The organism is Nocardia sp. NPDC050378 (genome assembly GCF_040655675.1).
GTDB lineage: Bacteria > Actinomycetota > Actinomycetes > Mycobacteriales > Mycobacteriaceae > Nocardia > Nocardia coubleae.
On sequence record NZ_JBFAKI010000025.1, the window covers coordinates 33144 to 45804 of the forward strand.

The following is a 12661-nucleotide window of genomic DNA, read 5'->3' on the forward strand; positions in this document are numbered from 1 at the left end:
ATCCTTACCGGATCGGTCGCTGCTGTCGCGGTGGACATGTCGGGCAGCGACCACACCACCACCACCGCGACAACGACGACCTCGATCACTCCTACCTCTACTGTCGCCGCCACCGAGCGGGCATGTGCCGGGCTCACTGCGCAAACGGTGACAGCGGGCGCCGGGGACACCACGACCGTCGCCGGTGTGATCGCGGCGTTCGAATACGCCTACTACGTCACACGCAGCGCTGAGGAAGCGCTGCGGTTGGTGACCCCTCAGGCCGGGATCGTGCACGAACCGCTGGCCGCTGCGATCACGGCGCTGCCGATCGGCACCAGCCACTGCGTCGGCATCACTCCGATCGCGGAGAACACCGCCGAGGTCCACCTGGTGGAACTGCATCCCGACGGCCGCCGCTTCGACTTCCTGCAGCTGGTCAACGTATCCGCCGCCGCTGCTGGCGGATCGGTGATCACCAACATCCAGAAGCGAGGCAGCTGATGCCCGCGCTGATCCTCCACGAGCATCCGCTCGCCGTGGTCGGCGGGCGCCGGTTGGACCCGGCGACGGTGACCCCGCCCCTGCGCGTCGCCAGTATCCGGGTAGAACCCTTACCGACTACCCGAGCGCATCCACCGGTGGTCGCGATCGTGGGCGCTCACGGGGGTGCGGGGACCTCGACGCTGGCGCGGTGGTGGGCGCCCGCTGCGGACTGCGAACAGTCCTGGCCGGGCTCGCCACAGACCACCCAACGTGTCGTTGTGGCGGCACGGTTGTGCCTGCCAGGGCTGATCGCTTGCGCGGACCGGTTGCGTGAATGGCATGCCGGAGCAGCACCCGAAGGCGTCGAGGTCGTCGGTGTCGTCCTCAGTGCCGCCCGCCCGGGCCGAGTCCCGGCACCGGTGCGCCGCTACCGCGCCGTGGTCGAAGACCTGGCCGTACGCGTGTGGGAGATCGGCTGGCATGACGAGCTCATCGAACGCGAACTCAGCGAACTCGCCGAGTTCAGCCCATTCGGCCCCACACCACAACGGCGCGCCCGCCTGACCGAAGCGGTGCCTCTCGATGTCCATCACGTCGGCAGCGAGCTCATCGACGCCCTCGCCCGCACGACCAAAAACCATCTCGACCAACACGATTCGGAGAAATGACGATGTCGGTTCTATCCGTCGTGGGCGACAGCGTGACGGTGCTGGCCCAAGAGATCAAAATCAACCCGACCATCCCGCCGGGCGGGGACAAGCTGACCAACCTGGTGGGCTACCTGTCCTGGTTGGTCATCTTGGCCGGGGTCGCAGCCCTGATCTACGCCGGGGGCAAGTTCGGGTGGGAGCGCTGGCACGGCGGCGCGGTCGAATCGCCCAAGATCGTGTTCGCGGCCATGGTCGGCGGCATCATCGCCACCTCCGCCGGCACCATCATGAACGCCGCCGTCACCGGAGGGTACTGACATGCAGGCACCCCAGTACCGCCACGAAACCCGCAGCACCACAGCTGATTCAGACCCTGTGACCATCACCGCCGCCGACGGCACAGTGCTGACCGGAACCCGGTGCGGGAACACCGACGCCGCGCTGACCGTCGTCTACCTGCCCGGACCGCTGGCCGATGCAACGCATTTCGCGCCGATGACCACGCTGATCGACCGGCACTTCCGCGCCGAGGTCGCCCAGCTGGTCTACGAGCAGCGCGGCCACGGCAACGACCTGCCTCTGCTCCCCGGTCCCGCCGGGATGGCTCAACTCGTCGAGGACCTGGACACCGTCATCTCCCATGCTGCCGGTCGCGTGGTGCTGGTCGTGCATTCGCTGGCCGCGATCGTCGCGCAGGAATGGCTCTATCACCACCGACGAGACCCCGCCCGCGTCGACGCGATCGTCGCGATCACACCGGTCACCGAACTACCCGACCACGACAACGCCCTCACCGAACACCCGACCGGGGCGGCCCTGCGAGCTTGTCGACGACTCATCCACGAACTTTTCACAGCCTTGGGCGAGCACCGCCTCCACACCGACGCCGAACTCGAGGCAGCCCGCCACACCCTGCGCGCGTATCGGCGATGCGGGGCCGACGTGGCCGTTGTCGAAGACCTGTTGCGCGCGACACCGACCTGGGTCGTGGCCGGGCACGCAGACCCTGTCGCGCGCTACGGGCGGGTCACGGAACTGGCCGACACGGTGTGGGCCGAACTGAGCAGCCTGCGCGACGGGGGTCATGACCTGGCCCGAACCTTTCCCTGGATGCCCGCCGCAGCGGTGTCTTCCGCGATTCGGGTGGCTCGCGACGCTGACCGGTTCGGAGGCCACTGGTGATCGCCGCACCGCTCCCGGCGCAGGTCTTGGCGCCCCTGACGCAGCTGTTGAACTGGCTGGCCTGGTTCGTGCTGCTGCTGTGTGTGGCTCGCGCGACCTTCGTCGGCGGCCAACTCGCCTTGCGGATCTACCGCGAAGAGGCGATCGAAGGATTCATCGGATCCCTCGCCGCCGCCGCACTCCTCGGCTCGGCCAGCGCCCTGGCCATCGCCATCCTGCCCACCTGAAACCACAGGACACCGCAATGTCACAAAAACTCTCGATACTCGGCAGCCGGACGCTCACCGCCTGGATCGTGCTCGCTGTGGCGGGCACCGCGACAGGCTGTGGTGGCACCGACCCCGGTGAGGACAATCATCTCCCAGTCGCCAACACCGCAGAACAGCTGGCCCCCACGGGGCTGAGCTGGCGGACCTACCAGGGCATCGACCTGCCCACTGCGGTACAAGGCCCACGCGTGGTAGACGGTGCGACCGCCACCGACTTCGATCGGTCCCCGGCCGGTGCCGCCCTGGCCGCGATCCACACGACCGTGCGCATGTCGGTCGCACCCGACGGGCAGTGGGCCGCGGTCGGGCAACGCATGATCGCCCCCGGCCCAGGCCGGGATGCCTGGGCCACAGCACGCGCCCAGATCTCGATCACCACCCCGGTCACCGACGCGGTGCCCAAGATCCTCGGCTACGTCGTCACCGCCTACACCGACACAGAAGCCCAGATCCAGACCTATTCCATCTACCCGGACAACTCGACCACCCGCAACACCGCCACCGTCATCTGGGCCACCGGCGGGTGGCGACTGCGACTGCTCGATACGGCAACCGAAAGCGCCGTCACCGCAGTCGATTCCGTGCCCAACGACATGGTCGCCCTGCCGAAACCGTGAGGATCAATTTTCTGATGCGCTCGATGCGAACCCTGCTGATACTGCTCGGCATCATCGCCGCAGTGGTGATCGTCGTGTTCGTCCTGACCGTCACAGGCGACGACCGTACCGACACGACCCAACCCCCTGTTCAGAGCGGACAACCCACCACGATCGCCGTGTCACCGACGACACCGACAGCAGCGCGTCCGCCGACGGTCGACATGTTCGGCAACCGGCTCGAAGTCCCGGCCGAGGAAGCCGGTGCGGCGTTGCCGCAAATCGTTGCCGAGCGGATCGACCCGACGCGACCGGACTATTTGAGCGCACCACCAGCCCGGTTGCAGTGGCAACGAATCTTCGACGGCGCAGCAGTGCCGGTCTCAGGAAGCGACGGCCCAGCCCGTATCGACGCCGGAGTTGCGCAGGGGTTCGCGCGCACACCGCAAGGTGCCGCACTGGCGGCGATGGACGCGATCGGCCGGGCCTACGCAGCGCCGGAACCGATCTGGCAAAAGGTCGTGCGGGAGCGCTTCTACGGCGGCGGAGACACGCTGGTCGAGCAGTTCGCCCGCTCGAGAGCCAGCGCACCAGGAATGGCACGCTACGTCACCGTCCCGGAAGGTGTGCGGGTCGAACCTGGATACCGCGACGACCTCGCTGTGGTTCAGCTCGCGGTCCGCTCGACGACCGGGTACGCGATCGCGACCTGGCCGATGGTCTGGGTCGACGGTGATTGGCGCATCCGCACGCCCGAGATCATCGAGACGCTCTGGCGTCCAGCCACACCCGTCGCCTCGACGGCGGGGTTCGGCCGCTGGAGGCAACCGTGAGTGTCCTCGCCGCACCGCTCGCACCGGGAGACGGTGTGCATGCCCAAATTGTTCCCGATCTGGCCTGTCTCGCGGTACCCGGAGTACAGGAAGCGTGCCGGCTCGCCGATCTAGCCGGCGAGGTGGCTGAGGTGGCGAGCGACTCGGTGATCGGCAGCATCGCTGCCGATCTCATCGACAGTCTGGTAAGCGGGTTGCGGTTGGTGATGGCGTGGTGGACGACCTTCCCGTCACCGGAACTGACTACCTCCCAAGGACAACCCGCGCCAGTACTCGGGCAGATTCGTGAATACACCAGCGGGCTGCAGGTGGTGCTACTCACCGCCGGAATCATGTTCGCCGCCGCGCGGCTGGCATTGGCCAAGCGAGGTGCCGCGGCGGGGGAAGCGCAGGAGAGCTTCCTGATGTTGGCACGTGCCACGTTCGGGGCGATGACCTTCGGCGTACTGATCACCGTCGCGACCACGGCCGGAGACGAGTTCGCCTCCTGGGTCGTCTTCGACGCCGCACGCGGCGACCTGGATACCGCTGTCGGTCGCATCGCCGACCCACGGATCACAGGCAATCTCGGCTCTGGGATCCTGCTCGTTCTCGGCGTTCTCGGCCTGGTCAGCCTGCTGGTTCAGCTCGTCATGCTGGTGATTCGCCAGGCCCTTCTGGTCGTTGTTGTCGCGGTGATTCCGATGGCGGCAGCAGCATCGGGCACCGGGCCCGGTTCGCAAGCCTACAAACGGCTGGTGGCGTGGTCGCTGGCGTTCGTGCTGTGGAAGCCAGTGGGCGCGTTGGTCTACGCCATCGCGTTCACAGTGACCGGAGGGGGCGACGAGCCAGACCCTCAGATGGTCCTGCTGGGGATGATCTTGATGTTGATGAGCGTGATCGTGCTTCCAGCGCTGATCCGCTTGATCGCACCGGCAGTGGCCACCCTCGGCGGCGGCGGTGGAGCGTCAGCGGCATTGGCCGGAGCCGGCGCGGGCATCGCGATGTCGGCGGTCGGCAGCGGGGGATCACAGGCCCGACGAATGTCGGAGGCGGAGAACTCCGGCTCGTCGTCGAGCCCGCCGAGCTCAGGAGGTCCTTCGTCCCCGCCGGGTGGGGCCGAAGGGGCGCGCCCGATGTCGCCCAATTCCGGCACCCCGCCTGGAGGGACACCATCCGGCTCGGGCGGCAACGCGGCTTCACCCGCACCGCCGGTCGGCGGTGGTTCGGGCAAGGGAGGTGCTTCGGTTTCTCGCGCCGGTGGTGGGGGCAACGCCGCAGCACCCGAGGGAACGGGGACGGGTTCGTCGGCGGTGTCGATGGGTGCTCAGCTCGCCGTCGGCGCGGTGCAAGGCACGGCTTCGGCCACTGAACGCTCTGTCCCGGAATCGCCCCAGATGGATCCGGATTCGCTCGGTCCTGGGGAGGTTCGCCGATGAGCGCACGGATGTATGGGCGGTGGGAGCAGCCGCGCTCGGCAGGCTTCTTCGGATTGACGTGGGGTGTCTCCTTACTCGGACTGGCCCTGGTGATCACGGTGATGGTGTCGTTCATGATCACCCGCTCCCTCGAAGTTGCCGGGGTCGTCCTGGCCGGGGCGGCGGTGGTGTTCGTCCCGCTGGCGGTGACCCGCAACGGGCGCACCGGGTGGGAACTGTTGCTGTTGCGGGTTCAGTTCGCCCGCGCGCGGTCTCGCGGTGAGCTGACCTACCGGTCGGGGCGGTTCTCCCGGTTGCCGGGTTTGGCGAAATTGCCTGGTTTGCTGGCTGATTCGCGTTTGACCGAGTACGAGACGCCGGGTGGGAAGCGGTTCGCGATGCTGCATATCCGGCGTAGCGATCACTACACGGTGATCGTGCGGGTGATCCCGCGTGGCAAGGAGCTCGTCGACCAGGCCCAAATCGATTCCTGGGTAGAGGGATACGGCCAATTCCTGGCCTCGCAAAGCCGCGGCGGAGAAGTCGTCGCGGTCACCGCGGTGCTCGACAACACCGTCGAAACCCGACTGAAGCAAACCCGCGAAGTCACCCGCCTGATCCGCCCGAACGCCCCCGAATTCGCCAAAGCCGTGATGGCCGAAGCCGCCGCAGACAGCGGCGGGGTGGGGGTGCGGATCGAAGCGCGTGTGGCGATCACTTACCGGGCGATCGGCAAAGGGCGTATCCGCCGCGATCAGGCCGAGCAGGCTCGTGAGATCGGGCAACGACTGCAGTCGGTGTTGTCCCAGCTCGCCCGCGCAGGTCTGCCCGCCACACCTTTGCAGGGGTGGGAGGTGCTGGGGTTGGTGCGTAGCCGGTTCGACCTTGCTTCGCAGCGTGATGTGGAGGCGGCGGGGGCGCGGATCGTGGAGTCGCAGTCGTGGGACTCGGTCGGCCCGCTGGCCCATCAGGACCGGTGGGATCACTACGTCCATGACGGGGCCCGCTCGATCACCTGGGAAATGGACGGTGCGCCACGTGGAGCGGTGATGGAAACCGTCCTCGAGGAACTGCTCCGTCCGCGCCCGGATCTCCCGCGTAAACGGGTCGCGATCGTTTACCGCCTGCATTCGGCCGCGGAAGCGACATCGTTGGTGGATTCGGACTTCCGTGACGCGGTCGCCGCCGAACAGACCGAACGCGGCATCTCTTCCGCGGCGGCCCGCATCCGGGTCGGCAACACCTCCGCCGCCCGGGAAGAGCAAGCCCGCGGGGCGGGGTTGACCCGGTTCGGGGTGCTGGTGACGGTGACCGATCACCTCGACGCGGATCTGCCCGGCATCGAGGCCTCGGTCAAAGGGATGGCGGCGGCGTCCCGGTTGACTGTGCGCCGCTGCTACGGCTATCAAGCCGCCGGTTTCGCCGCCTCGCTCGGGATCGGGCTGATCCTGCCGGAACACGCCTCTATCTCCGAACGGGTCTCGGGATGAACGGGCACGCGAACGGGTCGCGTGGCCGGGGGAAGCCCGCGAGGACGGAAGTCGTCGAGGGAATCAGGGTTCTGAGTAAAACCCGCCGTGCGGAAGTGGAGAGCACGGCAACCCATGCCGGTCTGCGGGGTTGGCGGGCACGGATGCTGCTGTCCAGTGACGACCATCGCCGCGCGACCGCGGCACGGCGGCGCGACGGTACCGCTGGGGACGGGTTCGACCTGGTCGCGCCGGTATCGACCGACCGTGGCTACGCCGGGCCCGGGGGTGGTCGCGCATCGGTGGTGCCGCGTACCCCGGAGTGGCGGGCCACGACCGTGCAGGTGGCCGGGTTGTGGCCGTTCTGCGTCGGGGCGAGCGCCCCGACCGCGGGGGTTCCGGTCGGCAGTCACTACATCACCGGCGCCCCGGTGCATTTCGACCCGATGTCGTGGTTTCTGCGGGGGTTCATCACCGCGCCGATCGCGTTCGTGTTGGCGCTCAACGGGTTCGGCAAGTCCTCGTTGATCCGGCGCATCATGACGGGAGCGGTGGCGGCGGGGGAGACCGTGCTGTGCATGGGCGACACCAAAGGCGAATACCGAGATTTGGTCGAGCGCCTCGACGGGCAGGTCGTCGACGTCGGCTACGGCCACGGCACCGTCAACCCGCTCGATGTCGGCGCCCTCGGGGCTGTCATCGCCGCGCTCCCCGATGCCGATCAGCGCCGCCAGGTGATGGCGCGGGTCGAGGCCGGGCAGATCAACATCGTCGCCGGGCTGATCGAGCTCGTGCGCGGCGCCCGGGTCGAAGACTACGAGGAAGTGCTGCTCGCCGCCGGTCTGCGCGAGCTCTACAGCCCGACCGGTGGCTTCACCCACCAGAATCCACCGCTGCTGGAAGACCTCCTGGCGGTGATCTCGGCAGGAGGTGAGCGGCTGCGCGCGTTCGCCGAAGAAGACGACGACCTCTCCTACCGGGCCGCGACGAAACCGCTACGCCGATCGATGCGCGCTCTGGTAGAAGGCCCGTTCGGGGCAATCTTCAACGGCCCCACCTCGACCCGCCTGGATCTGTCGAGTCCCGCTATCTGCATCGACATCTCCCGAATCCCCGAAGGCGACACGAAACTGCTGGCCGCGGTCCTGATGACCTGCTGGTCCGATGGTTTTGGTGCGGTCGCCGCCGCGCATGCCCTCGCCGACGCGGGCTTGGCGCCGACGCGGACGTTCGAGGTCGTGATGGACGAGATCTGGCGGGTGCTCGGCGTCGGGGAATTCATGGTCGACCGCGTCGACGCGCTGACCCGGCTCAATCGCGGTCTGGCGACCGGGTTGATCATGTGCTCGCACACCATCAAAGACCTCGCCGCCTTCGATTCTCCTGCAGCGCAAGCGAAAGCGCTCGGGTTCTTCGAACGAGCACGGGCGAAGATCATCGGCCCTGTCGGTCCCGAAGAAGCCAACCGGATTGCCGCGGTGGCGGGGATGACCGACACCGAGAAATTGCTGGTCACTTCTTGGGCGGCGCCGCGCCCTCCCAGCGATGACGACCTCGACACTTCTCGGCGCGAAATACCGCCGGGCACTGGGTGTTACCTGCTCAAGACCGGCGAAGCCGACCAGCCCGGCATCCCGTTCCGGATGGTGTTCACCCCCACCGAACGTGCCTCCGAGATCCACAACACCAACCGCCGCTTCGACAACCTCGGCCAAACCTCCGGCGGGTCGGTGAACCCGCGATGAGTACCGATCCGACGATTCGCAGCGACCTCGCCACCTATCGGTGCTCCCGTGTTGCCTGCGCCACGCGCTCTCACCGGGTGGTGGCGCGATGAGTGGCGCCGCGAGGGCAGCGGCCGCGGTCGCAGGTGTGGTCCTGATGCTGGTGGTGCTGTTGCTTTTCGCCGGCAGTGCACAGGAGCAGGACTGTGCACCGTCCACCGCGGTGAGCCAGGCGCCATCGGCTGGTGTTGGGCGGGCGATGCCGATGGCTGAGGGAACCTACACCCTGACCTCGGGTTTCGGAATGCGTTGGGGCACACAGCATCAAGGCCAGGACTTCGCCGCCGCGCCGAAGACACCGATCTACGCGGTCGCGGACGGTGTCGTGGCGCGGGTGGGAGCGGCCAGCGGGTTCGGGATCTGGGTGGTCATCGATCACAACATCGGCGGCGAGATCGTGTCCTCGGTCTACGGGCACATGTTCGCCGAGGACGTCTACGTCGAACAAGGCCAGAGCGTGCGTGTCGGGCAGCTGATCGCCGGGGTCGGCTACAACGGTCACACCGTCCCGGCGGGACCCGACGGGGCGCATCTGCACCTCGAAATATGGACCGGCGGAGGACGATTCGGCGGCGTTGCCATCGACCCGATGCCCTGGCTGCAGAGCGGGTCGACCAGCTCGGTCTCATCGACCGGCGCCCCGTCGACGACGCCGGGTGTTCCCACGGTGCTCGAGGCCGGTACCGCGGGGCAGACCGAGTTGGCGCCGATGCCCGCGGCGATCGGGTCCGAGCGTGGTTTGCAGGTCGACACGATCCGGTTGGCGCGCACCATCGTTGCGCAGTTTCCGCAGGTACGCGATATCGACGGGCACCGCGAGGACGATCTGCCGGACCACCCGAGTGGTCGGGCGATCGACATCATGATCCCAGACCCGACATCTGGGCAGGGCAAAGCCTTAGGGGACCGGGTCGCTGACTTCGTCCTCACCAACGCGGCCGCCCTGCGTATCGACTACCTGATCTGGCGCCAGACCTACCGCTCGGCCACCGGCGAGTCCAACGTGATGGAGGACCGGGGCGGAGCCACCGCGAATCACCAGGACCATGTCCACGTCACCACGCTGGGCGGCGGATATCCCGACGGCGCCCCGATCGGTCCGGTGGCCACGAATCCCGCCGACGCCGCGCCCCTCACTGAATGCGGTCCGACGATCGGTGAGACCGAGCTGGAGTCCAGGACGGTTCCGGCCGATCTCGCGGTGTGGTATCAGCTCGGTGGGACCCTGTGCCCGCAGATCGGTGCGCCGCTGCTGGCGGCCCAGGGCAAACAAGAATCCGGGTTCCAGCGGGGGTTGACCTCCTCATCCGGTGCGCAAGGGTTGGCCCAATTCCTGCCCGGCACCGCAACCGCGCTCGCCACCGACGGGCGACCTTATGTGATCGACGCCGACGGCAACGGTGTGGCATCGGTGTGGGACGACGGCGACGCGATCATCGGCCAAGCCCGCTACATGTGCGGAATCGCCGACAAGGTCGATGCCTGGATTCGTGAGGGCAGGGTCGTGGCCCCCAACGGGCCCGCTGAGCTCTACCTCGCGGGCTACAACGCCGGTGAGTACGCCGTGCTGCGTTCGGGCGGATTTCCGACGGGCTCACCGGATTACGAAGTTCAGACCCGTCCGTATGTGGCCAACATTCTCGCGACGGCCACCCAGATGTCGACGACGATGAGCTGAGGACACCATGGCCAACCGTTTGTCTCTGGGTGCTGTGACCGTCGGTGTCGCGGCCGTCGTGATCGTGCTCGTCACCGTACTGGTCGGTGGCGCCGGGGACCCCGGGCCCGCCCCCGATACCCACACCCCCGAGGCAACCCACGTGGAGGGCCCGCAGCCAGAAGGCGCCGATGCTCCGACGGTCACCCAGATGGGATTGGCAGCCATGTTCTCCTGGCAGCCTAGGACCGATCCCGGCCCCGGTGCCGGGCTGACGCGCGCCGCACCGTGGTTGACCGGCGCCCTGGCCGCTGCGGCCGGCGCCGACCCCGCGAACGGTGTGGCACCGCTGCCGGAGTGGGCCGGGTGGCGCGACAGCGACGACATCGTCACCGCTGTGGTCGACACCGAGCAAGCCGACACCGACACCGACGGACTCGGTGCGACAGTCGGGGCGACGGTGATCCAGAGAGTGCTCCACCGCGACGGGTCCACCACGGTGTACCGGCGGTTGCATGTGACCGTCACTGTGACAGAAACCCCGCAGGGGTGGCGGATGTCGAGCTACCGCATCAACTCGGTGACCGGCCATGGTTGACACCACACGACCCGAAACCACCAGCCCGGCACGGACGATGCCGCCGGGCAACGACCTGGTCGGCATCGGGTCGATGCTGGTGCATCGGCGGATGGCGGCGGCGATCCAGAACGTCACCATGGACCTGATGCTGCTGGCTCGGGAACCGCACAGCCGCATCCACACCTTCCGAAATCTGTCGATCGCCGGGCGGGTCCTCCACGAGCAGGCCGTAGCGATCGGCGTGCCGTCCAACTGGATCGATCATGCCCGCCAAGCAGGCCAGGAAGGACGCAAAGCCGCCGGAACCTACACGCTCCCACCTCGCCGTCCGGTCGCGCGATCGAATCTGATCGCCCAGCTCCACCACCAAGCCGACACGCTCTCGACGCTGGCCGCGGTGGGCCCGGTCCGCCGCGATCGCGGTCAGGTGACCGTGCCGGCCGCAGCGAAGCTGGCCGAGCATCTGCAGGCGCAGTGGTTGCGGGTCGCGATGGTCGCCACCGTCCTCAACGTCTCCGAGGCCGAAACCCACGGTTGGTGGCCTACCGATACCACCGATTGGCAGGCACGCCTGGCCCAGATCGCGCAGCAGTCGATGCCCGATCAGGGCCGTCAATGGCGCGAGCTCACTCACGTGGGCCGGGTGCGGGAAGGACGGATCCGGGTCGCGGCGATGCGCATGGTCGGCATCGACCTCGCCGACAGTGCACCCCATCAACTGCCCCCCGCCCCGCACCTGCTCGAAAGGGCCGCCGAAACCGCCTGGCACACCGCCTCTGGCGAGCCCGACCCTGGCGCCGGGATCGGTGCCGCGATCGCCGCCACCGGTATCGACAACGGCTACGGCATCGACGACGGCGACCTCTTCGACCTACCCCCACCCAGCGGGGACGCACACCGCCACGTCGAACCAGATTTCTGACCCGCTTGCTTCGAGGAGACCCCCGATGACCACCCACCCCAATACCTGCGGCCCGACCACACCGATCACTCCGGAAGAGATGGTCCGCGCCCGGGCAGCCGAACTACGCACATTCGCCATCACCGACGAATTCGACAGCCTCGCAACCGAATACGGCTTCACCACGGATGAGTTGTCGGCCCGATACGTCCAGGCGTTGCTGGATGTCGCCGGTATCGATTACGACGGTCTGCGCCAGTCCGAAATCCTGTGGGCCACATCAGGTGCCAACCTCGTGCGCAAGGCCGCGACCGGCCCGGCACTGACGGTGTGGTCGGCGGCGACCCTCGAGGCGTTCACCGTGTGCGGCGCCGCCGGTCGCATGATCTGGCACGAATCCTTCGATGCCGACATCGTCGATGGTGTCGAGGCCGCCACCATCTCGGCGGAGAAGGCGATCGAGGTGGCCGCGCACGCGCTGGCTGAATGGGGTGGCGACGCCGGTGTCTTGCGGCTGAACCTGGCGCGCAGTCGCGGCCTGGACTTCGACCGGCTCCACAGCATCGCCACCACCGCCAGCTTAGTCCTCGACATCGCGACCGTCCCGGTGCGTAACCCCGCTGCCGAGCAATGCACCTGGCCCGACCAAATCCGTTGGCGCACCGTCGACCTGCGCGAGGTCTGGGACGCCGCGTCATGAAACCCGCCTTGTTCATCAGCCTTGCCCTCATCGTGTTGACAGCGATCACCACGGCGGTGAGTGGGTGCTCGTCCGCTCATGCACCGGTGGTCGAACCAGACTGCCGCGCGGACCCGTTTCCACCACCATTCACCGAGATCGCGCCCTGTTCGGCACCCGCGGTTCTCCAGGCCGCGGT

14 protein-coding genes are annotated in these 12661 nt (G+C 67.8%); all 14 read left to right on the forward strand.

Annotated features, from left to right (window positions below; translation table 11 throughout):
• The first annotated feature begins 36 nt into the window (after positions 1–36).
• The 14 genes from AB0I35_RS30840 (at position 37) to AB0I35_RS30905 (ending at position 12483) form a co-directional block, all read left to right on the forward strand.
• Positions 37–483: a hypothetical protein gene (locus tag AB0I35_RS30840; protein ID WP_357399836.1), complete on the forward strand. Its 447-nt coding sequence runs from the start codon at positions 37–39 to the stop codon at positions 481–483.
• Complete coding sequence (locus AB0I35_RS30845; RefSeq protein ID WP_357399837.1) at positions 483–1133, forward strand: hypothetical protein; 651 nt, start codon at positions 483–485, stop codon at positions 1131–1133. Before AB0I35_RS30840 ends, AB0I35_RS30845 begins: the two co-directional genes overlap by 1 nt.
• Complete coding sequence (locus tag AB0I35_RS30850) at positions 1130–1432, forward strand: hypothetical protein (RefSeq protein WP_357399838.1); 303 nt, start codon at positions 1130–1132, stop codon at positions 1430–1432. The genes AB0I35_RS30845 and AB0I35_RS30850 overlap by 4 nt, the downstream gene beginning before the upstream one ends.
• A 58-nt stretch (positions 1433–1490) precedes the next feature.
• The gene (locus tag AB0I35_RS30855) at positions 1491–2297 is read left to right on the forward strand and encodes an alpha/beta hydrolase (RefSeq protein WP_357399839.1); all 807 of its coding nucleotides are present in this window, start codon (positions 1491–1493) and stop codon (positions 2295–2297) included.
• Positions 2294–2524: a hypothetical protein gene (locus AB0I35_RS30860; protein WP_133734208.1), complete on the forward strand. Its 231-nt coding sequence runs from the start codon at positions 2294–2296 to the stop codon at positions 2522–2524. The genes AB0I35_RS30855 and AB0I35_RS30860 overlap by 4 nt, the downstream gene beginning before the upstream one ends.
• A 17-nt stretch (positions 2525–2541) precedes the next feature.
• Positions 2542–3183, forward strand: coding sequence for a hypothetical protein (locus tag AB0I35_RS30865; protein ID WP_357399840.1), 642 nt, complete (start codon positions 2542–2544; stop codon positions 3181–3183).
• A gap of 14 nt (positions 3184–3197) precedes the next feature.
• Complete coding sequence (locus AB0I35_RS30870) at positions 3198–3995, forward strand: hypothetical protein (RefSeq protein ID WP_357399841.1); 798 nt, start codon at positions 3198–3200, stop codon at positions 3993–3995.
• A gap of 131 nt (positions 3996–4126) precedes the next feature.
• The gene (locus AB0I35_RS30875; RefSeq protein WP_357399842.1) at positions 4127–5413 is read left to right on the forward strand and encodes a hypothetical protein; all 1287 of its coding nucleotides are present in this window, start codon (positions 4127–4129) and stop codon (positions 5411–5413) included.
• On the forward strand, positions 5410–6882 hold the full coding sequence (locus AB0I35_RS30880; protein WP_357399843.1) for an SCO6880 family protein: 1473 nt from the start codon (positions 5410–5412) through the stop codon (positions 6880–6882). Before AB0I35_RS30875 ends, AB0I35_RS30880 begins: the two co-directional genes overlap by 4 nt.
• A gap of 95 nt (positions 6883–6977) precedes the next feature.
• A complete protein-coding gene (locus AB0I35_RS30885) occupies positions 6978–8606 on the forward strand; it encodes a hypothetical protein (protein ID WP_357399844.1) in 1629 nt (542 codons plus the stop codon).
• Positions 8607–8850: 244 nt separating this feature from the next.
• Positions 8851–10323 carry a M23 family metallopeptidase gene (locus AB0I35_RS30890; protein ID WP_357399845.1) on the forward strand — a complete coding sequence of 491 codons (1473 nt, stop codon included), beginning with the start codon at positions 8851–8853 and terminating at the stop codon, positions 10321–10323.
• A gap of 7 nt (positions 10324–10330) precedes the next feature.
• Positions 10331–10900 carry a hypothetical protein gene (locus tag AB0I35_RS30895; protein ID WP_357399846.1) on the forward strand — a complete coding sequence of 190 codons (570 nt, stop codon included), beginning with the start codon at positions 10331–10333 and terminating at the stop codon, positions 10898–10900.
• Positions 10893–11804 (forward strand): hypothetical protein, encoded by a 912-nt coding sequence (locus AB0I35_RS30900; protein ID WP_357399847.1) that lies wholly within the window; start codon positions 10893–10895, stop codon positions 11802–11804. Before AB0I35_RS30895 ends, AB0I35_RS30900 begins: the two co-directional genes overlap by 8 nt.
• Before the next feature lie 25 nt (positions 11805–11829).
• Entirely contained in the window at positions 11830–12483 is a 654-nt protein-coding gene (locus tag AB0I35_RS30905) for a hypothetical protein (protein ID WP_357399848.1), read from the forward strand.
• Positions 12484–12661 lie beyond the last annotated feature (178 nt).